Source organism: Streptomyces toxytricini (genome assembly GCF_014649915.1).
Lineage (GTDB): Bacteria > Actinomycetota > Actinomycetes > Streptomycetales > Streptomycetaceae > Streptomyces > Streptomyces toxytricini.
Genome location: NZ_BMTY01000013.1, coordinates 128,328 through 148,117 on the forward strand (window position 1 = coordinate 128,328; position 19,790 = coordinate 148,117).

General features: G+C 74.6%; 19 protein-coding genes. 5 read left to right on the forward strand and 14 right to left on the reverse strand.

Annotation, left to right across the window (positions count from 1 at the left end; all coding sequences use genetic code 11):
• Positions 1–17 precede the first annotated feature (17 nt).
• The 7 genes from IE170_RS18125 to rsmI form a co-directional block, all read right to left on the reverse strand.
• Complete coding sequence (locus tag IE170_RS18125) at positions 18–1,352, reverse strand: acyltransferase family protein (RefSeq protein WP_189810429.1); 1,335 nt, start codon at positions 1,350–1,352, stop codon at positions 18–20.
• Positions 1,353–1,463: 111 nt separating this feature from the next.
• Positions 1,464–2,381 (reverse strand): 4-(cytidine 5'-diphospho)-2-C-methyl-D-erythritol kinase, encoded by a 918-nt coding sequence (locus IE170_RS18130; RefSeq protein ID WP_189810430.1) that lies wholly within the window; start codon positions 2,379–2,381, stop codon positions 1,464–1,466.
• Positions 2,378–3,280 carry a 16S rRNA (adenine(1518)-N(6)/adenine(1519)-N(6))-dimethyltransferase RsmA gene (gene rsmA, locus IE170_RS18135; RefSeq protein ID WP_189810431.1) on the reverse strand — a complete coding sequence of 301 codons (903 nt, stop codon included), beginning with the start codon at positions 3,278–3,280 and terminating at the stop codon, positions 2,378–2,380. Before rsmA ends, IE170_RS18130 begins: the two co-directional genes overlap by 4 nt.
• On the reverse strand, positions 3,277–4,740 hold the full coding sequence (locus tag IE170_RS18140) for a resuscitation-promoting factor (RefSeq protein WP_189810432.1): 1,464 nt from the start codon (positions 4,738–4,740) through the stop codon (positions 3,277–3,279). The genes rsmA and IE170_RS18140 overlap by 4 nt, the downstream gene beginning before the upstream one ends.
• A 113-nt stretch (positions 4,741–4,853) precedes the next feature.
• Positions 4,854–5,726: a TatD family hydrolase gene (locus tag IE170_RS18145; protein ID WP_189810433.1), complete on the reverse strand. Its 873-nt coding sequence runs from the start codon at positions 5,724–5,726 to the stop codon at positions 4,854–4,856.
• 10 nt (positions 5,727–5,736) lie between these two features.
• Positions 5,737–6,249 (reverse strand): hypothetical protein, encoded by a 513-nt coding sequence (locus IE170_RS18150; RefSeq protein ID WP_373299011.1) that lies wholly within the window; start codon positions 6,247–6,249, stop codon positions 5,737–5,739.
• A 160-nt stretch (positions 6,250–6,409) separates the two neighbouring features.
• Positions 6,410–7,303, reverse strand: a complete 894-nt coding sequence (gene rsmI / locus IE170_RS18155; protein WP_189810434.1) for a 16S rRNA (cytidine(1402)-2'-O)-methyltransferase — start codon at positions 7,301–7,303, stop codon at positions 6,410–6,412.
• A gap of 113 nt (positions 7,304–7,416) precedes the next feature.
• Between rsmI and IE170_RS18160 the strand changes: the two genes are divergently transcribed.
• On the forward strand, positions 7,417–9,183 hold the full coding sequence (locus tag IE170_RS18160; RefSeq protein ID WP_189810435.1) for a dolichyl-phosphate-mannose--protein mannosyltransferase: 1,767 nt from the start codon (positions 7,417–7,419) through the stop codon (positions 9,181–9,183).
• A gap of 225 nt (positions 9,184–9,408) precedes the next feature.
• A complete protein-coding gene (locus IE170_RS18165) occupies positions 9,409–11,037 on the forward strand; it encodes a penicillin-binding transpeptidase domain-containing protein (protein ID WP_189810524.1) in 1,629 nt (542 codons plus the stop codon).
• Between the two features lie 11 nt (positions 11,038–11,048).
• Here the strand turns inward: IE170_RS18165 and IE170_RS18170 are convergent, their stop codons facing one another.
• Both IE170_RS18170 and IE170_RS18175 read right to left on the reverse strand, forming a co-directional pair.
• Complete coding sequence (locus IE170_RS18170) at positions 11,049–11,342, reverse strand: hypothetical protein (RefSeq protein WP_189810436.1); 294 nt, start codon at positions 11,340–11,342, stop codon at positions 11,049–11,051.
• A complete protein-coding gene (locus IE170_RS18175; RefSeq protein WP_189810437.1) occupies positions 11,335–11,655 on the reverse strand; it encodes a hypothetical protein in 321 nt (106 codons plus the stop codon). The genes IE170_RS18170 and IE170_RS18175 overlap by 8 nt, the downstream gene beginning before the upstream one ends.
• Positions 11,656–11,764: 109 nt before the next feature.
• On the opposite strand from IE170_RS18175, the gene IE170_RS18180 reads away from it, so the two are divergent.
• A complete protein-coding gene (locus tag IE170_RS18180) occupies positions 11,765–12,526 on the forward strand; it encodes a helix-turn-helix transcriptional regulator (protein ID WP_189810438.1) in 762 nt (253 codons plus the stop codon).
• On the forward strand, positions 12,513–12,980 hold the full coding sequence (locus IE170_RS18185) for an NUDIX domain-containing protein (RefSeq protein ID WP_189810439.1): 468 nt from the start codon (positions 12,513–12,515) through the stop codon (positions 12,978–12,980). Before IE170_RS18180 ends, IE170_RS18185 begins: the two co-directional genes overlap by 14 nt.
• Before the next feature lie 41 nt (positions 12,981–13,021).
• Here the strand turns inward: IE170_RS18185 and IE170_RS18190 are convergent, their stop codons facing one another.
• From IE170_RS18190 to IE170_RS18205, 4 genes are read right to left on the reverse strand one after another with little or no spacing between them, the layout of a single operon-like run.
• Positions 13,022–14,185, reverse strand: a complete 1,164-nt coding sequence (locus IE170_RS18190) for a serine hydrolase domain-containing protein (RefSeq protein WP_189810440.1) — start codon at positions 14,183–14,185, stop codon at positions 13,022–13,024.
• Between the two features lie 28 nt (positions 14,186–14,213).
• Positions 14,214–14,990 carry an energy-coupling factor ABC transporter ATP-binding protein gene (locus tag IE170_RS18195; protein WP_223857189.1) on the reverse strand — a complete coding sequence of 259 codons (777 nt, stop codon included), beginning with the start codon at positions 14,988–14,990 and terminating at the stop codon, positions 14,214–14,216.
• Positions 14,987–15,748: a cobalt ECF transporter T component CbiQ gene (gene cbiQ / locus IE170_RS18200; RefSeq protein WP_189810442.1), complete on the reverse strand. Its 762-nt coding sequence runs from the start codon at positions 15,746–15,748 to the stop codon at positions 14,987–14,989. Before cbiQ ends, IE170_RS18195 begins: the two co-directional genes overlap by 4 nt.
• Before the next feature lies 1 nt (position 15,749).
• Complete coding sequence (locus IE170_RS18205) at positions 15,750–16,814, reverse strand: energy-coupling factor ABC transporter permease (protein ID WP_189810443.1); 1,065 nt, start codon at positions 16,812–16,814, stop codon at positions 15,750–15,752.
• 179 nt (positions 16,815–16,993) lie between these two features.
• Between IE170_RS18205 and IE170_RS18210 the strand changes: the two genes are divergently transcribed.
• A complete protein-coding gene (locus tag IE170_RS18210) occupies positions 16,994–17,449 on the forward strand; it encodes an SsgA family sporulation/cell division regulator (protein WP_189810444.1) in 456 nt (151 codons plus the stop codon).
• A gap of 132 nt (positions 17,450–17,581) precedes the next feature.
• Here the strand turns inward: IE170_RS18210 and IE170_RS18215 are convergent, their stop codons facing one another.
• Positions 17,582–19,780: an MMPL family transporter gene (locus IE170_RS18215; RefSeq protein ID WP_189810445.1), complete on the reverse strand. Its 2,199-nt coding sequence runs from the start codon at positions 19,778–19,780 to the stop codon at positions 17,582–17,584.
• Between the last annotated feature and the right edge of the window lie 10 nt (positions 19,781–19,790).

Consider the following 19,790-nt stretch of genomic DNA (forward strand, 5'->3'; position numbering starts at 1 on the left):
CAGGGAAGGGATGGGGATCAGCCCCTCAGCCTAACGCTCCGCGAAGTGCCCGAACGTTCCACCAGGAGCCACCCGCCGAGTGCCATCGCGAGCGCGGCGGGCGCGGTGACGGGCAGGGCGACGAGGGTCGCCGTGTGGCCCTCCAGGAGGCCGCCGAGTCCGGTCGTCGACAGCCCGAGGACGCCGAACAGGCACAGGACGGTGCCGGCGGCGGCCCGCGGCCCCGACCCGGCGGCCGGGGCCCCGGCGTCGGCCGGGGCGGCGGGGGACTCGAAGCGCCGGAAGACGGCGACGAGCAGCCCGGTCACGGCGGCGGCCGCGGCCAGCCGCAGCGGGACCTGCGCCCACCAGGCCGCCGAGGCGGGCTCGGGGAGCCGTACGCCGAGCGCGAGCTGGGCGGCGTACACGCCGAGCATCGCGGTGAGGTGCCACAGGAAGGCGGTCATGGCGATGCCGTTCGCTGCGACGACGGCCCGCCAGGCGCGGGGCCGGGCCAGCAGCCGCTCGGCGGGCCGCTGCAGCAGCTGGACGGCTCCGACGAGCCACAGCCCGTGGCAGAGCAGGGCCGCGGTGGGCGGAGCCATGTTGGACACCTTCTCGCCGGGCATCCCGACCATGGACAGCGGGTACGGCCCGTACGCGACCAGCAGCGCGGCGCCGGCGAGGCCGGCGGCGGCGAGCACGGCTGGGCGGCGCAGGCGGCCGTCGGCGCGCAGGAAGCCCAGCTGGTGCACGGCGAGCCAGACGAAGGCGAAGTTCAGGAACTCCGCGTACGGCACCCCGGCCGCGAAGCGGAGCACGTCGACGGCGGCGGCCGCGCCGGCGAGCGCGGCGAAGGCCCCCCACCCCCACCGGTGGTGCAGCCGCAGCAGCGGCGGGGTCAGGGCGACCATCGCCAGGTAGATCCCGATGAACCACAGCGGCTGGGTGACGATCCGCAGCGCAGCCCCGGTCAGCGGGCCGCCGCCGTGCCCGGCGGCCTGGACGGCGAGGGCGGCGGCGGTCCAGACGAGGACGAAGGCGAGCGTCGGCCGCAGCAGGCGGCGCAGCCGGGCCCGCAGGAAGGCGGCGTAGACGGGGGCGCCGCCGGCCCGGCGCTCCAGGGAGCGGTGGGACAGGGCGTGGGAGAAGCCGCCGACGAAGAAGAACACCGGCATGACCTGGAGGACCCAGGTGAGCCCCTGGAGCCCTGGGACGACCGCGAGGAGGTTGCCCATCCCTTCGGCGGTGACGGCGGCCATCAGCCAGTGGCCGAGGACGACGGTGCCGAGGGAGGCGACGCGGAGCAGGTCGACGTACCGGTCGCGCGTGGCGGGGGTGGCGTCGGCGAGCCGGCGGGCGGTGGTTTCCATGCGCCCACGGTCGCGGCCGCGGCGGGCCGCCCGCCAGAGTGCGCGTACTCATCCCGTGCCTGGGTACCCCGGCCCGGCCGGCTGGGAGCCGGGCCGGGCCGGGCGGCCGGGTCAGATGCGGGTGGCCCCCGCGGTCGGGCTGGTGGCGATCCGCGTCGTGCGGCAGGTGCCGGACGCCTCCAGGGCGGCGGCGACCTTCGCGGCGGCCTCCGCGTCCCGGACGAGGAACGCGGTGGTCGGTCCGGAGCCGGAGACGATCCCGGCCAGCGCCCCGGCCGCGGTCCCGGCGGCCAGGGTCCTCTCCAGCTCCGGGCGCAGCGACAGCGCGGCCGGCTGGAGGTCGTTGGCCAGCGCGCCGGCCAGCGCGTCGGGGTCGCCTGAGGCGAGGGCGGCCAGCAGCGCCGGGGAGGCCTGCGGCTCGGGGATCTCACGGCCCGCGGTGAGCCGGTCGAACTCGCGGAAGACGGCCGGGGTGGACAGTCCGCCGTCGGCGACGGCGAACACCCAGTGGAAGGAGCCGGCGTCGAGGGGGGTCAGCAGCTCGCCCCGGCCCGTGCCGAGGGCGGCCCCGCCGAGCAGGCTGAACGGGACGTCGCTGCCGAGCTCCGCGCACATCCCGAGCAGCTCGGCGACGGGTGTGTCGAGTCCCCACAGCCGGTCGCAGGCGAGGAGCGCGCCGGCCCCGTCGGCGCTGCCGCCGGCCATGCCGCCGGCGACGGGGATGTTCTTCGCGATGTGGAGGTGGACGGCTGCCCCGCCGGGGCGTCCGCTGCGGGCGGCGAGGAGCTCGGCCGCGCGGGCGGCGAGGTTCGTCCGGTCCAGGGGCACCTGGTCGGAGTCGGGCCCGGAGCAGGTCACCGTCAGGGTGTCGGCGGGGGTGGCGGTGACCTCGTCGTACAGGGAGACGGCGAGGAAGACGTTGGCGAGGTCGTGGAAGCCGTCGGGCCGGGCGGCGCCGACCGCGAGCCGGACGTTGACCTTGGCGGGGACGCGTACGGTGACGCCGCCTGCGGCGGGCGCGGTGCTCACAGGGCGGGCCTCTCGGCTGCGGCGGGCTTGTGCTCGGCGATCGCGGCGAACTCCTCGACGGTAAGGGACTCGCCGCGGGCCTGCGGGGAGATCCCGGCGGCGGTGAGGGCCGCTTCGGCGGCGGCCGCGGAGCCGGCCCAGCCGGCGAGCGCGGCGCGGAGGGTCTTGCGGCGCTGGGCGAACGCGGCGTCGACGACGGCGAAGACCTCGGTCCGGCTCGCGGCGGTCGGGATCGGCTCGGCCCGCCGGACGAGGGAGACGAGCCCGGAGTCGACGTTCGGCGCGGGCCAGAAGACGTTGCGGCCGATGGCGCCGGCCCGCTTGACCTCGGCGTACCAGTTCGCCTTGACGGAGGGGACGCCGTACACCTTGCTGCCGGGCTTGGCGGCGAGCCGGTCGGCGACCTCCGACTGGACCATGACGAGGGTCCGCCGGATGCTGGGGAAGCGCTCCAGCATGGTCAGCAGCACGGGTACGGCCACGTTGTAGGGCAGGTTCGCGACGAGCGCGGTGGGCGGGGGGCCGGGGAGCTCCTCGACGAGCAGGGCGTCGGAGTGGACGAGGGCGAAGCGGTCCTTGCGGTCCGGCATGCGGGCCTCGATGGTGGCGGGCAGCGCCGCGGCGAGGACGTCGTCGATCTCGACGGCGGTGACCCGGTCGGCGGCTTCGAGCAGCGCCAGCGTCAGCGAGCCGAGGCCGGGGCCGACCTCGACGACGACGTCGTCGGGCCGGACGTCGGCGGTGCGCACGATGCGGCGCACCGTGTTGGCGTCGATGACGAAGTTCTGGCCCTTCTGCTTCGTCGGGCGCACGCCGAGCGCGGCCGCGAGTTCGCGGATGTCGGCCGCGCCGAGGAGGGCGTCGCTGGTTCTGTCGGGCTGCTGCTCTGCGGTGCTCACCGGTAAAGCCTACGGCCGCAGTGGGGCCACGGACTCGCCCCCCGCTGCACGTACAGCTTCTTGGCCCGGTAGGTCTGCTCGCCGCTGGTGGCGTCCTGGGGGCGGCCGCTGCCGCCGAGGCCCTGCCAGGTGCGGACGTCGAACTGGTACAGGCCGCCGTACGTGCCGGAGGGGTCGGTGGCGTCGGGGCGGCCGCCGGACTCGCACTGGGCGAGGGCCGCCCAGTTCAGGCCCTCGGCTCCGGCGACGGAGGCGGGCAGGGGCCTGGTGCCGACGCGGACGACCTGGGTGACGGGTTCGCGGACGGTCTCCTCGGTGACGCGGCGGGGCTTCTGCGCGACGCCGTTGACGGTGCGCAGGGCGTAGGTGACGCGGCGGGCTCCGGGGCGGCCGGCCCGTTCGACGACTTCGGTGCCGGCGAAGAGGTCGGCGTCCCGGATGCGCTCGGTCTCGAAGGGGATGTGCTCCTCGCGGACCTCGCGGGTGCCGGTGATGCGGAGCACGGTGACGGTCTGCCCGTCGCGGGGGAAGGACTCGGGCGGGACGGAGGTGGTGTCCTGTCCGGCGAGGGTGATGCCGGCCTGGCCGAGGGCCTCGCGGACGGTGGCGGCGTTGGTGCGGACGGTGGTCTCGCCGCCGTCGGCGAGGAAGGTGACGCTGCGTTCGGTGCGGACGGCGAGGTCGAGGCCGGAGCGGGGCACGGCGGCGGTGCGGGGGACGGACAGGTGGGCGCCTTCGACGCGGACGCCGAGTTGGCGCAGGGCGGCTTCGACGGTGCGGGCGGTGGTCCACACCTGGCTGCTGCGCCCGTCGAGGGTGAGGCGTACGGGGCGGCCGTAGCGGACGGTGATCTCGTCGCCGTCGCCGAGGGCGGCGGTGCGGGCGGGGGCGACGAGGTCGTGGGCGCCGACGCCGAGGCCTTCGGCGGCGAGGAGTTCGCCGACGTCGCCGGCGAAGGTGTGCAGGGTGCGGGAGCGGCCGTCGACGGTGAGGCGTACGGCCTTGTCGGCGGCGACGAAGGCGGTGGTGCCGCCGGCGAGGAAGGCGACGACGAGGGCCTGCGGGATGATCCGCCGCCAGGCGGCGGGGCCGGCTGAGGGGGCCGCGGGCGGGGTGGCGGCGGGGGTCGGCGGGCGGCGGCGCCGTCCGGTGCCGGGGGTGCCGGGGGGCTCGGCGGGTCTGCGGCGGTGGCCGGCGCGGCGCCCGCCGGGCGCGCGGGGGGCGGGGACGGCCCGGTCGGGGGCGTGCGGGGCGGCGGCGGCCGGGTCGGCGGGGTGGGGGTACGGGTCGGCCGGGTCGGCGCCGGGGTGCGGCGCGGTGCCGGCGGGCGGGAACCCGTACGGGTCGAGCGCGGTGCCGGTCGCGGCGGTGTGGGCGGCCGGGTCGGCGTACGCGGACGGCCCGTACGGGCGGGGGTCGGGATCGGCCCCGTGGCCCCCGGTGAAAGGTTTCTCGCTCACGCCGCTCGCTCCCCTGGTCCGGCCCGGCTTCGGTTGGGCACGGCACCCTAGCGGAGTGTCCGTCACTCTCCAAAGCCGGGCGGACACGCAGCGTGTCGGTTCGGTGGCGGGGGTCAGTAGGCGAAGGCGCGCGCCGTGTTCGCGGCGATGGCCGTGGCCATCGCGTCCTCGTCGATGCCGCGGACGGCGGCCATCGCGCGGACCGTCAGCGGAATGAGGTACGGGGCGTTCGGCCGTCCGCGGTACGGCGCGGGGGTGAGGTAGGGGGCGTCGGTCTCGACGAGGACGAGCTCCGCCGGGGCCGCGGCGAGGGCGTCGCGCAGCGGCTGGGCGTTCTTGAAGGTGACGGTGCCGGCGAAGGACATGTAATAGCCGGCGGCGGCGCACTCCCGGGCCATGTCGGCGTCGCCGGAGTAGCAGTGGAAGACGGTCCGCTCGGGGGCGCCCTCCTCGCGCAGGATGCGCAGGACGTCGGCGTGGGCGTCGCGGTCGTGGATGACGAGGGCCTTGCCGCGGCGCTTGGCGATCTCGATGTGGGCGCGGAAGGACAGCTCCTGGGCGGCCATGCCCTCGGGGCCGGTGCGGAAGTGGTCGAGGCCGGTCTCGCCGACGGCCTTGACGTGGTCGAGCGCGGCGAGGGCGTCGATCTCGGCGAGGGCGTCGTCCAGGGCGGCCTGCCCGCCGCCGGGGCGGGCGCCCTGCCGCGACCAGCCGTCGGGGTCTCCCAGGACGATGCGGGGAGCCTCGTTCGGGTGGAGGGCGACGGCGGCGTGGACGTTGTCGTACGCGGCGGCCGTCTCGGCGGCCCAGCGGGAGCCCTTCACGTCGCAGCCCACCTGCACGACGGTCGCCACGCCGACCGAGGCGGCCTTGGCGAGGCCCTCCTCGACGGTTCCGGCCTGCATGTCGAGGTGGGTGTGCGAGTCCGCCACGGCGACCCGGAGCGGTTCGGGCAGCGGCGGCGGGGTGTCCTTGGAGGCGCTCATACGGCCGATCTTATGACCGGCGGCGCCGCCCCAGCAGTCGGGCGAAGAGGCCGCGGCGCTCCTCGCCGTCGTCGACCGGCACCGGTCCGGGGGCGTCGTGCCGGGGGGCGGTGCGGTGGGCGGCGCGCGGCGGGTTCGCGCCGGCCGGGACGGGTCCGGCGATGCCGGGCGAGACGGGGTGGTGGTAGATGCTGTCCATGGTGCCGCGGACCGTGGACACCTGCCCCTCCCGCATGATCCGCACGACGTGGCTGCCGCAGTTGTGGCAGGTCGGGTTGGACAGCGGGGAGGGGACGCGCTCGCCGCCCGCCCGGTGGACGATGAAGGGGCGGCCCTGCCCGTCGGTGTGGTGCTCGATCTCGTAGGCCTGCTCCCAGCCGTAGCCGCACCGCATGCAGGCGAAGGAGTACGCCTCGTGCGCGACGTGGACGCCGGGAGCGGCGGCGCGGGCCGGCGAGGGCGAGGGGACGGGGGCGGGCGTCGGGGCGGGGGCGGATGCGGGGGTGTCTGCTATCTCACTCATGCCAGCTCCTCTTTTTCCACTGGTGCCGTTGCCAGTGGACGCCTCGCCGGGCGGGAGCGCATCAGGCCATGTCGAGAATTGGACGGTCCTTGGGCGACTCATGCCCGAGGCGCCCGGTGCGCGGTCCGAGCTTTGCTTTTCAGGTTATCCCTTTACCCTCTTACGGCATCTTTTCGGCCGCGTTCTTTGCCGCGACGACGGCGTCGAACACCTCCCGCTTGGGTACGCCGGCTTCGGCGGCGACCGCCGCAATGGCCTCCTTGCGCCGCTCCCCCGCCTCCTCCCGCACCCGCACCCGGCGCACCAGCTCCGCGGCGTCCAGGTCGGCGGGCCCGGCCTCGGGGGCGCCCTCGACGACGACGGTGATCTCACCGCGCACCCCTTCGGCGGCCCAGGCGGCGAGGTCGCCGAGCCCGCCGCGCTTGACCTCCTCGTACGTCTTCGTCAGCTCCCGGCAGACCGCGGCCCGGCGGTCGGCTCCGAAGACCTCGGCCATCGCGGCGAGGGTGTCGTCGAGCCGGTGCGGGGCCTCGAAGTAGACGAGGGTGCGCCGCTCGGCCGCGACCTCGCGGAGCCGGGCGAGCCGCTCCCCCGCCTTGCGCGGCAGGAAGCCCTCGAAGCAGAAGCGGTCCACGGGCAGCCCGGACAGGGCGAGCGCGGTGAGCACCGCGGACGGCCCGGGCACCGCGGTGACCTTGATGTCCTGCTCGACGGCGGCGGCGACGAGCCGGTAGCCGGGGTCGGAGACGGACGGCATGCCGGCGTCGGTGACGAGCAGCACCCGGCTGCCGTCCTGCAGCGCCTCGACGAGCTCGGGCGTGCGCTGCGACTCGTTGCCCTCGAAGTACGACACGACCCGGCCGGAGGTGTGCACGCCGAGCCCCTGGGTCAGCCGGCGCAGCCGGCGGGTGTCCTCGGCGGCGACCACGTCGGCCCGCTCCAGCTCGGCCGCGAGGCGGGGCGGGGCGTCGGCGAGGTCGCCGATCGGGGTGCCGGCGAGGACGAGCACGCCGTCTGCGGCGGCTCCGGTGCGGGTGGGCTGGTCGGTCGTCACCCGTCCATCCTCTCAGCCGTCCCGCCCGGCACACGCTCCGGCGGCGGGCAGCACTCGGGAGCGCACTGCCACGGCACTGTGGATCGCGACCGGGCGTTCCCTACGATGACCCGGTGACCAGTACCGCGACGCCGCCGCCCAGCCCCGCGGGGGCCCCGACCGCCCCGCCGGCGGGCCGGGCAGAAGAGCCGTCCCCCTGGCTGCGCCGGCTGCGCGGCTTCGGCTACGCGCCGCCCGCCGGAGCGCGCCCGGCGGACGTGCGCGCCCGCCTGGTGCCCCCGTACGCCCGCCCGTCCGGGCAGTTGTGGGCCGCGCTCGGCTTCTCCCCGGCCGCGGCGGCGGTCTGGCAGCGCGTCATGGCATGGGCCGGTCCGATCGCGGTGGCGCTGGTCGCCGGGGTGATGCGGTTCTGGCAGCTGGGCAGCCCGAAGGCCGTGATATTCGACGAGACGTACTACGCGAAGGACGCGTGGGCGACGATCCGGCAGGGCTACGAGGCCAGTTGGCCCAAGGACATCGACAAGTCGATCCTGGCCAACCCGGACGGCGTCTCCCTGCCGGCGGACCCCGGGTACGTGGTGCACCCGCCGGTCGGGAAGTGGGTCATCGGGCTCGGCGAGTGGATGTTCGGCTTCGACCCGTTCGGCTGGCGGTTCATGACGGCCGTGCTCGGCACGCTGTCGGTGCTGCTGCTGTGCCGGATCGGGCGCCGCCTGTTCCGCTCCACGTTCCTGGGCTGCCTGGCGGGCGGGCTGCTCGCCGTCGACGGCCTGCACCTGGTGATGAGCCGGGCAGCGCTGCTCGACCTGGTGCTGATGTTCTTCGTGCTGGCCGCGTTCGGGGCGCTGCTCGTCGACCGCGACCGGGCAAGGGAACGGCTCGCGGCGGCGCTCCCCGTGGACGCGGAGGGCCGCACCCGGCCCGACGCGGTGATCGCCGAGACGCTGCGGCTGGGCGTGCGCCCGTACCGGATCCTCGCGGGCGTCTGCCTGGGCCTGGCGTTCGGGACGAAGTGGAACGGCCTGATCACGCTGGCGTTCTTCGGGATCCTGACGGTCCTGTGGGATGCGGCGGCCCGCCGCACCGCGGGCGCGGCCGCCCCGTACGCGGCGATGCTGCGCCGCGACGCCCTGCCGGGCTTCGTCTCGACGGTGCCGGTGGCGGTCGCGGTGTACGTCGCCTCCTGGCTGGGCTGGATCCTCAGCCCGGACGACGGCCGCGGCGGCTACTTCCGCGACTGGGCGGCGAAGCAGGACCGCAGCAGCTCCCTGTCGTTCCTGCCGGAGTGGCTGCGCAGCCTGTGGCACTACGAGACGGAGGTCTACAACTTCCACGTGGGCCTGACCTCGGGGCACACGTACGACTCGAACCCGTGGAGCTGGCTGGTCGTCGGCCGGCCGGTGTCGTACTTCTACGAGTCCCCGGAACCGGGCGCGGACGGCTGCCCGGCGACGGAGGCGGGCAAGTGCGCCCGCGAGGTGCTGGCCCTCGGGACACCGCTGCTGTGGTGGGCGGGCTGCTTCGCGCTGCTGTACGTGCTGTGGCGGTGGTTCTTCCGCCGCGACTGGCGCGCGGGCGCCATCGCGTGCGCGGTGGGCGCCGGCCTGCTCCCCTGGTTCAACTACCAGGAGCGCACCATCTTCTACTTCTACGCGGTGGTGTTCGTCCCGTACCTGTGCCTGGCACTGGCGATGACGGTGGGCGCCCTCCTGGGCCCGCGGAACTCGACGGAACGCCGCCGCACCCTCGGCGCGGTGGCGGCGGGCGTCCTCGTCCTGCTGATCATCTGGAACTTCATCTACTTCTGGCCGATCTACACGGGCCAGGCGATCCCGATGGACTCCTGGCGCAGCCGCATGTGGCTGGACACCTGGGTCTGAGGGGTCGGGGGCCGGCGGCCGGCCATTCGCTGCCGTAGTGGCCGAAGACGTCGACGACAGGTCGGCGCGGTCTCGGGCGCTGCGGGGTGCTGCCCGCTCGCCTTGAACCGGAATGTCCGGCTCCCGCAACAACATGCACCGGGCACCCGGACAGCCCGTAAGGTCGTCTGCCGGAAGGAGCCTTGAACGCGTTCAAGGCGACGCATGTCCTGGGGAGGGGCGCGGATGAACGGGGCGGCCAAGGGCGCGGTCATAGGCGGGGCGTTCCTCGCGATGGTCGGCGGCACCGCATACGGGGTGTACACGCTGGTCGACGACGCCGGCAGCGGCGGGAAGACGGCCACCGCATCCGCGCCCGGAAAGGGCAGCGGGCCGGTCACGAGCGAGGAGGCCGCCCGGACGGCGAAGGCGTTCCTCGACGCCTGGGCCGCCGGGAAGGACCGCGCGGCCGCCGAGCTGACGAACAACGCCGCCGCCGCGCAGGCCGCGCTGGCCGGCTACCGGGACAAGGCGCACATCGGCAGGGCCGCGTTCACGCCCGGCGCCCCGGAAGGGACGACCGTCCCGTTCGCGGTGGCCGCGGAGGTCGCCCACGGGGGCGCGGCCAAGCCCCTCGCGTACGCCTCGAAGCTGACGGTGGTGCGCGGGGAGACGAGCGGGAAGCCGCTCGTCGACTGGCAGCCCTCGGTGGTCCACCCCGAGCTGGGGCGGGGCGAGGAGCTGCGGGCCGGCCCGCCGCCCGCGCCGCCCGTCAAGGCCGTCGACCGGCGCGGCGAGGAGCTCGACCCGCAGCGCCACCCGTCGCTGCGGCCCGTCCTGGACCAGCTGCGCAGCACGTACGGCAGGAAGGCGGGCGGCCGGCCCGGCGCCGAGCTGTGGATCGAGCCGGCCCTCCCGGACACGCCGCGGCGCACGCTGCTGACGCTGGCCGAGGGCGAGCCGGCGAAGCTGGAGACCACCCTGGACGCCCGGGTGCAGGCGGCGGCCGAGAAGGCGGTGGCCCGCTACCCCGAGGCGTCGGTCGTGGCGATCCAGCCGAGCACGGGGCACGTCCTGGCGGTCGCCAACCACCGCAAGGACGGCTTCAACGCGGCCATGGAGGGCGCCCGCGCCCCCGGCTCGACGTGGAAGATCGTCACGGCGGCGATGCTGATGGACCGCGGCGCGGCGGCGGCCGACCAGCCGGCGCAGTGCACGAAGGAGGTCTCGTGGGGCGGCCGCCCCTTCCACAACCTCCGCGGCTTCGACCTGCCCGGCGGGGCGGACTTCGCGACGGCGTTCGCCCGGTCCTGCAACACCTCGTTCATCAAGCGCATCAAGGCCGTGGACGACGACGGGGCGCTGGCGAAGGAGGCGCGCGAGGTCTTCGGGATCGGCCTCGACTGGAAGACCGGCGTCCGCTCCGTCGACGGCAGCGTGCCCGAGGCGACCGGCGCCGCGGCGGCGGCCGCGTACATCGGGCAGGGCCGGATCACGATGAACCCGCTCACCATCGCGTCGGTGACGGCCACGGCGCGCACCGGGGTGTTCCGGCAGCCGGTGCTGGTCGCGCCGGACCTGGACGGGCGGCCCATCGCCCGGGCCGAGCGGCCGATGAAGCCGGCGGTGGCGCGGCAGCTCGCGGGCATGATGCGGAAGACGGCCGCAGAGGGCACGGCGGCGCAGGCGATGGCGGGCGTACGCGGTTCGGACAAGGGCGCGAAGACGGGCTCCGCGGAGGTCGACGGCGCGGGCAGCCCGGACAGCTGGTTCACGGGCTACAGCGGCGATGTCGCAGCGGCGGCCATGGTGGAGGCCGGCGGCCACGGCGGCGACGCGGCGGGCCCGATCGTGGCGGCGGTCCTGAACCACTGACGGCGATGCCCTTACGGTGCCGCGTCCGGGTCGTGCCCCGCGTACAGCGGGCAGGCGCCCCCGGCGTGCGGCTCCCGGCAGTCCGCCAGCTCGACCAGCTCGGGGGCGGCCGCGCGCGACCACCGCACCCACACCGTGGCCGCGCGGCGGCCACCCACCGCGAACAGGGGCGCGAGGTGCGGACCGTCATGGCAGATCAGGTCCATGCACAGGGCGTTGACGCGGTCGTCGTTCCCCGGTTGGCGCCGCGCGATCTCGGCGACCAGCGCCGCCGGGAACCTCACGTAGTCCAGACACTCAGCCATGCACCCCACCCCCGGCACGAGGAGACGCAGACACCCGACCGTCGTCCGGGTGGCCGAACCACATGTGCGCGAGCATGCACTCGGTGATCTCCGCGATGCCGTACCCGCAGGCGGCCGCCGTCCGCAGCTCCTCGCGAAGCTGCCCGCACTGCAGGCACGTTGCGGGGTCGACCGGTCCCGGCCGCGGCATCGTCAGCCATGCCCACTCCGCCAAGAGGCCCTGCGGGCCGAACGCCGCCCCGAGCCCGGCGCCCGGCGCGGTGTCGACCGGCTCGCCCAGCCGTCGTTCACGCTTCGGAAGCTGTTGTCCCATGGACCGATGGTGCGACGTCGAAGGGGGCGTTCCCACCTCGTTCTCAGGACGTTTGGGACGTTTCATGGCTAGCGTTTCACCCAAGGCTTCACGTCCTTGGAGGCGACTCATGAACCAGGCCCTGCGCCGAGCCATGGCCGATGCGAACATGACAGAGGCGCGGCTCGCAGAGCGCTGCGGGGTCGACGTCAAAACGGTGGCGCGTTGGATCACCGAGCCCAGCCGCATCCCTCACGCCCGGCACCGGTGGGCGGCCTGCGAGGCTTTAGGTGAGGAGGAACAGAACTTGTGGCCCACAGCGATTCGTTCGGCTCTCACGACGGGGCCGAACCGCGAACTCGTCCAGGTTTACCCCTACCGCTCGGCAGCACCCGCGAGCCTCTGGCGTTCCCTGATCACCAAGGCGCAACGTGAACTCGTCTTCGGCGGATACACCAACTACTTCCTGTGGCTGGAGCAGGCGAACTTGAGCGGTGCACTGCGGCGGAAAGCACAGGCCGGATGCCGAATCCGCTTCCTGATCGGTGACCCTGAGAGCCCGGTGACGGCCGTACGCGAGGAAGAGGAAGGCGTGCCGCTCACCCTGTCGACGCGGATCGCCGTCACTCTCGCCGAGCTGGCGAAGCTACGAGACGTACCCGAAATCGAGGGGCGCTTCGAAACCGGCCACGTCAGTCTCTCGGTCTTCCGCTTCGACAACGAGATGATCGTGACTCCGCACCTGGCCCGCAAGGTCGGGCACGACTCACCGATGATGCACCTGCGTCGCTACCAGGCGGACGGCATGTTCGACCGCTTCGCCGCGCACGTCGAAGAGCTGTGGAGCCGCGGACGGGACATTCGGGAGGGTGACGGCGATGCCCAGGCGTGACTACGAGGACGACCCCGACGCCCCCAAGGCGAACAGCCTGGTGCCGGCCGCGTCGGCGGTCGTCGTGGACGGCGCCGGGCGGGTCCTGTTGCAGCGGCGCGCGGACAACGGGATGTGGGCGCTGCCCGGCGGGGTGATGGAGCTCGGGGAGTCCCTCGCGCAGTGCGCGGCCCGGGAGACGCTGGAGGAAACCGGCATCAGCGTGGAGATCACGGGGATCGTGGGGACGTACACCGACCCGGGGCACGTGTTCGCGTACGACGACGGCGAGGTGCGGCAGGAGTTCTCCATCTGCCTGCTGGCCCGCCCCACGGGCGGCACCCTGCGCGCCTCGGACGAGTCCTTCGAGGTGGCCTGGTTCGCCCCCGAGGCGGTCGACGACCTCCCGATGGTCCCGAGCATCCGCAAGCGCATCGACGACTGGCGGGCCGGCCGCGGCCCCGTCGTCCGGTGACGGCCGGTGCACCGGTCGTACGCGGGCGCGGCCCCCGCCCCTCAGAGGGCCGTGCGCAGGGCGCGGAGGAGGGACTGGGCTCGGGGGTCCGCCGTGACCGAGGGGGCCAGGGCGTTCGTGACGTAGCCGAAGGCCGTGCCCGATTCCGGGTCGGCGAGGGCCAGGGAGCCGCCGCGGCCCGGGTGGCCGAAGGAGGTGGGGGACAGCATCGGGGAGGCGGGGCTGTGGAGCATGTGGCCGGGGCCGAAGCGGGTGTTCACGACGAGGACCCGGTCGGGGCCGGAGGACAGCTCGGTGCCCGCGAGGGCGGTCGTCTCGGGGGTGAACAGGCGGGGGCCGTCCTCGGTGTCGCCGAGCAGGGACGCGTACAGACCGGCCAGGGCGCGCGCCGTGCCGATGCCGGCGGAGGCGGGGAGTTCGGCGGCCCGGTAGGCGGGGGCGTTCTCGTCGGCGAGCGGGGTGATCGCGGCGAAGGCGCGCCGGGTGAGGGAGGCGGGGTCGGCGTACGCTTCCGAAACGTTTCGCCGCGGCCGGGTGCGCAGCGTCCCCGCCGACTGCGGCGGCGGGGCGGCGCCGATCCGGCCGACCCGCCCCGACTCGGCGACCGCCTGCGGCAGCCCGATCCAGAAGTCCAGGCCGCGCGGGCCGGTGACCTCCTGGGCGAGCCAGGAGCCCAGTGAGGCGCCGGTCACCCGCAGCACCAGCTCGGACAGGAGCCAGCTGAAGGTCTGCGCGTGGTAGCCGTGCTGCGTGCCCGGCTCCCAGAACGGCCGCTGCGCGGCGACCGCCCGCGCGCCGGAGAGCCCGTCCGCGGCCTGTTCCGGGGTCAGCGGAACGTCCAGGGCGGGTACGCCGGCCCGGTGCGCGAGCAGGTCGCGGACGAGGGCGCCCTCCTTGCCGCCGGCCTTGAACTCGGGCCAGTAGTCGCCGACGGGCGCGTCCAGGTCGAGCAGCCCGCGCTGGTGCAGCAGCAGCGGGACGACGGCCGCGACGCCCTTGGTGGCCGAGCGGACCACCTGCGCCGTGCCCGCCGTCCACGGGTCGGTGCCGTCGGCGTCGTGCGTGCCGCCCCACAGGTCGACGACCCGCCGCCCGTCCCGGTACACGGCCACGGCCGCGCCCCGGTCGCCGAGCACCTCGAAGTTGCGTACGAAGGCGTCGCGGACGGCCTCGTAGCCCTCCGCCACCTCACCCTGGATGTTCACGTGCGGTCCAACCCTCGCCTGCGCCTGCTTATGCCCGCGACTGTGCCACCCGCACCGACCGCGGGTCGAACCCGAAGGGAAGCTCCAGGCGGTGGGCGCGCATCAGCTCCTCGTCGCACAGCAGCTCCTGCGTGGGGCCGTCGGCGGCGATGGCGCCCTCGCTGAGGACGACCGCGCGGGGGCACAGCTCCAGGGCGTACGGCAGGTCGTGGGTGACCATGAGGACGGTCACGTCGAGGGAGCGGAGGATGTCGGCGAGCTCGCGGCGGGAGGCCGGGTCGAGGTTGGAGGAAGGCTCGTCCAGGACGAGGATCTCCGGCCGCATGGCGAGGACGGTCGCGACGGCGACGCGGCGGCGCTGCCCGAAGGAGAGGTGGTGCGGGGGCCGGTCGGCGAAGCCGGCCATGCCGACGCGCTCCAGCGCCTCGCGGACGCGTTCCTCCAGCTCGGCGCCGCGCAGGCCGGCGGCGGCCGGCCCGAAGGCGACGTCCTCGCGGACGGTCGGCATGAACAGCTGGTCGTCGGGGTCCTGGAAGACGATGCCGACGCGGCGGCGGATCTCGGCGAGGTGCTGTTTGGCGACGGGCAGCCCGGCGACGCGGACGGTGCCGACGCCGCCGGCGAGGATGCCGTTGAGGTGGAGGACGAGGGTGGTCTTGCCGGCGCCGTTGGGTCCGAGGAGGGCGACGCGCTCGCCGCGGCCGATGGTGAGGTCGACGCCGAAGAGGGCCTGGTGGCCGTCGGGGTAGGCGTACGCGAGGCCGGCGACCTCCAGCGAGGGGGCGGCGGCGGTGGCGGGGGTCATAGGGTCCATCCGATCAGGCAGACGGCGAGGGCCGCCGTCGGGAGTACGGCCGCGCGGGCCCATTGGGCGCGGGTGGCCGTGACGTCGTCGATGACCGGCATGGTGCCGGTGTAGCCGCGGCTGACCATCGCGAGGTGGACGCGTTCGCCGCGTTCGTAGGAGCGGATGAACAGCGCGCCGGCGGTCTTGGCGAGGACGCCCCAGTGCCGGATGCCGCGGGCCTCGAAGCCGCGCGAGCGGCGGGCGATCGACATCCGGCGCAGCTCGTCGGCGATGACGTCCCCGTAGCGGATCATGAAGGTGGCGATCTGCACGAGGAGCGGCGGCAGCTTCAGCCGCTGGAGGCCGAGCAGCAGGGCCCGCAGCTCGGTGGTGGCGGCGAGCAGGACGGAGGCGGCGACGCCGAGGGTGCCCTTGGCGAGGACGTTCCAGGCGCCCCACAGCCCGGAGACGGAAAGGGACATGCCGAGCACCTCGACGCGCTCGCCCTCCGCGACGAACGGCATGAGGACGGCGAACGCGACGAACGGCACCTCGACCAGCATCCGGCGCAGGACGAACCCGGGCGGGATGCGGGCCGCCGCGGCGACGGCGGCGAGGAGGAGGGCGTACAGGCCGAAGGCCCACACCGCCTCGCGCGGGGTGGACACGACGACCAGGACGAACGCGAACGCCGCGACGATCTTGCAGTGCGGGGGCAGTGCGTGGACCGGCGAGGTCCGTTCCAGGTGGAGCCGGTGGGCGTGGCCCGCCCCCATGTCAGACCGCCGAGGTTTCGGGGTCGGCGGCGGGGCGCGCGGCGGCGGTGCGGCGGCTGCGGGCCGCCCAGAAGACGCCGGTGCCGACGGCGACGGTCGCGCCGACTCCGATGACGCCCGCGAGGCCGACGGAGAGGCGCTCGTCGTCGACGTCCTTGACGCCGTAGTCGGCGAGCGGGGAGTCGGCGGTGGCGTGCTCGTACTGCTCGGCCTTGGCGTCGATGCCCTGGTCGGCGGCGACCTTCTCCAGGCCGTCGGGGCTGGCGGAGGCGTAGAAGGAGACGAAGCCGGCGAGGACGAGGGCGGCGGCCAGGCCGGCGGCCCACACGGCGCGGCCGGAGCGTGCGGGACCGGCGGCGGGGGCCTCGGCGGCCGGGGCGTCGACGAGTTCGCCGCCGACGCGCAGCTTCAGCGGGGCGGCGAGGCCCTTGACGCCGTGGACGAGGTCCGGGCGGACGGCGAGGACGGCGCCGACGGTCGCCGCGGTGATGGCGGCCTCGCCGATGCCGATCAGGACGTGGACGCCGAGCATGGCGGCGAGCACCTTGCCGACGGGCACGTCCGTGGTGCCGCCGACGGCGTACAGCAGGGTGAACGCGGCGGCGGAGGCGGGCACGGAGACGAGCGCGCCGGCGAAGGCGGCCGCGAGCGCGGAGCCGCGCCCCCGGGGCAGCACGGCGAGCAGGCCGCGGAAGACCAGGTGCGCGGTGATCACGGTGACCACGCCCATGACGGTGATGTTGACGCCGAGGGCGGTGAGCCCGCCGTCGGCGAAGAGGACGCCCTGCATCAGCAGGACCACCGAGATGCACAGCACCCCGGTGTACGGGCCGACGAGTATCGCGGCGAGCGCCCCGCCGAGGAGGTGCCCGCTGGTGCCGGCCGCGACCGGGAAGTTCAGCATCTGCACGGCGAAGATGAAGGCGGCGACGAGGCCTGCGAGGGGGGCGGTGCGCTCGTCGAGCTCGCGGCGGGCGCCGCGGAGGCTCACGGCGACCGCGCCGGCGGCGAGGACACCGGCGGCCGCGGACACGGGGGCGTCGATGAATCCGTCGGGCACGTGCATGGCTGGCTCCGCTTCCTGCCGTCCTTGAGCTGACAAAATCTTTATCCACCCAAGATTAAGGCTCACCTGCAAACCATGGGCAAGAGCGGGGAGGTCACAAAAAGCGCCTCGCACTTTCGTGGGAATGTGCGAGGCTGGGGGCAATACGGACTTATATGTTCCGATTCGAGGAGTTGTCGATGTCGCCGACCGCCGAGAATCCGACCGGGCCTGCAGCCGGGGCCGCCACCGCCTCGCTCACCGCCGTCGCGCCCGCCGCCGCGGTGGTGCCGGGTGTGGAAGAGCGCGTCATCGCCCGCGTCATCAGCGACGATCCGCTCTACCGGAAGATCCCCGTCGCCCTGCGGTACGCACCCGCCGAGCCGCTCGCCGTACGGATCGTCTTCCCGGCGGGCCTCTCCCCCGAGGGCACCGACAACGAGTGGGTCCTCCCCCGGGCCCTGCTGGAGTCCGGGCTGCAGGCCCCCACCGGCACCGGCGACGTGCGCGTCTGGCCCTGCGGCCGGGTCCAGGCCGTCGTCGAACTCCACTCCCCCGAGGGAGTCGCCGTCATCCAGTTCGACATCGCCGCGCTGCGCCGCTTCCTGCGCCGCGCCGCCGCCTCCGCCCCGGCCGCCGCCACCCGTCCGGCGTAGAGCGCGCCACCGGGCTCCGGCCCGCGCGGCCGCCGGACGCGCGGACGGCCCGGCCCCGCACCCGCCGTCAGAAGGGGGTGCGGGGCCGGGCCGCAGGCGCACCGGGCCGCCAGGGCACCGGGTGGCAGGGCGTCAGGCGCTGACCAGCTCGCGGTCCTTGCCCGTCCCCTCCCCGGAGTCCCCGCCGGCCAGGTGCTTGCGCAGGCTCTCGCCCTCGACGTCCACGTTCGGCAGGATCCGGTCCAGCCAGCGCGGCAGCGCCCACGCCCGGTGTCCGAGCAGCGCCAGCACCGCCGGGACGATCGCCATGCGGACCACGAACGCGTCGAAGAACACGGCGACGGCCAGGCCGAAGCCGATCATCTTGACCATCTGCTCGCTGGAGCCGATGAAGCCCGCGAACACCGCGATCATGATGACGGCCGCGGCGACGACGACCCGCGCGCTGTACTTGAAGCCGGTCACGATGGCCTGGCCGGGCCGCTCGCCGTGCACGTACGCCTCGCGCATGCGGGTGACGAGGAAGACCTCGTAGTCCATCGCCAGGCCGAAGACGACGCCCACCATGAAGATCGGCATCATGCTCATGATCGGACCGGTCTGCTCTACCCCGAACACCGAGCCCAGCCAGCCCCACTGGAAGACCGCGACGACCGCGCCGAGGGCGGCCACCACCGACAGCAGGAAGCCGAGGGCCGCCTTGAGCGGGACCAGGATCGAGCGGAACACCACCGTCAGCAGCAGGAAGGCGAGGCCGACGACGAGCGCCAGGTAGGGCAGCAGCGCCTCGTCCATCTTCTGCGAGAAGTCGATGTTCATCGCGGTGGCGCCGGTGACGAGCACCTCGTCGCCGCTGGCGTCGCGGATCTCGCGGACGAGGTCCTCGGTCGCGACGGAGGACGGCCGGTCCTTCGGGATGACGGTGATCACCGCGGCGTCGCCCGCCTCGTTGGGCGTCGGCGGGGTGACCACGGCCACGCCCTCCATGCCCTTGATCCGCGCCTCGGCTGCGCCGGCCAGCTTCTCGTCGCCGTCGACGACGACCATCAGCGGGCCGTTGAAGCCGGGCCCGAAGCCCTCGGACAGCAGGTCGTACGCCCGGCGCTGGGTGGTGGAGACCGGCTGGGAGCCGTCGTCGGGCAGGCCCATCTCCAGGCTGCCGGCCGGGACGGCGATGGCGCCGAGGCCGATCACGCCGAGGAGGAGGACGGCGACGGGGCGGCGCAGCACGAAGCTCGCCCACCGGGTGCCGACGTTGGCCTTGGGCTCCGCGCCGGCCGGCCGGCCCTTGCCGAACAGCCTGCTCTTCGTCCCCGCCGGGAGCACCTTGCGGCCGGCGAAGCCCAGGATGGACGGGACGAGCGTCAGGGCGACGAGGACCGCGATGACGACGGTGCCCGCGGCCGCGAGGCCCATCTTGGTCAGCATCGGGATGTTGACGACGGCCAGGCCCACCAGGGCGATGACCACGGTCAGGCCGGCGAAGACGACCGCGGAGCCGGCAGTTCCGGCGGCGCGGCCCGCGGCCTCGTCCCGCTCGTGGCCCTCGGCGAGCTCCACGCGGTAGCGGGAGACGATGAAGAGGGCGTAGTCGATGCCGACCGCGAGGCCGATCATCATCGCGAGGGTCGAGGTGGTGGTGCCGAGGTCCAGCACGTTCGCGAGGGCGGTGATGGTGGAGACGCCGATGCCGACGCCGATCAGCGCGGTGAGCAGCGGCAGTCCGGCCGCGACCAGCGATCCGAAGGTGATGACCAGGACGACGGCCGCGACGAGGATGCCGATGACCTCGCCCGAGCCGGTCTCTGGGGCCGCCATCAGGGCGTCGCCGCCGATCTCGACGGTCAGCCCGGCCTTCTTCGCCGCGTCGCCGGACTCGGTGAGCGCCTCGCGCGTCTCGTCCTTCAGCTCCATGCCGCTGACGGTGTACTTGACGCTCACGTACGCGGTGGAGCCGTCCTGGCTGACGGCCTGCACCTGGAAGGGGTCGGCGACCGAGGCGACCTGGGCCTTGCCCGGGCCCTCCTGGAGGCCGGAGACGATCTTCTGGACCTGCGCCTTGTTCGCCTCGTCGGTGATCCTGGCGCCCTGCGGCGCCTTGACGACGATCCGGGCGGACGCGCCGTCCGCGGCCATGCCCGGGAACTTCTCGTCGAGCAGGTCGAAGGCCTTCTGGGCCTCCGTGCCGGGCATCGAGAAGGAGCCTGAGGTGGGGGCGGACGCCGATGCCGCGCCGAAGCCGGCGGCGAACAGCAGCGCCACCCATATGAGGGCGACGAGGCCGCGGCGCCTGAAGGCGCCCCTGCCGAGTCGGTAGAGGAAGGTGGCCACTGGAGTGGTT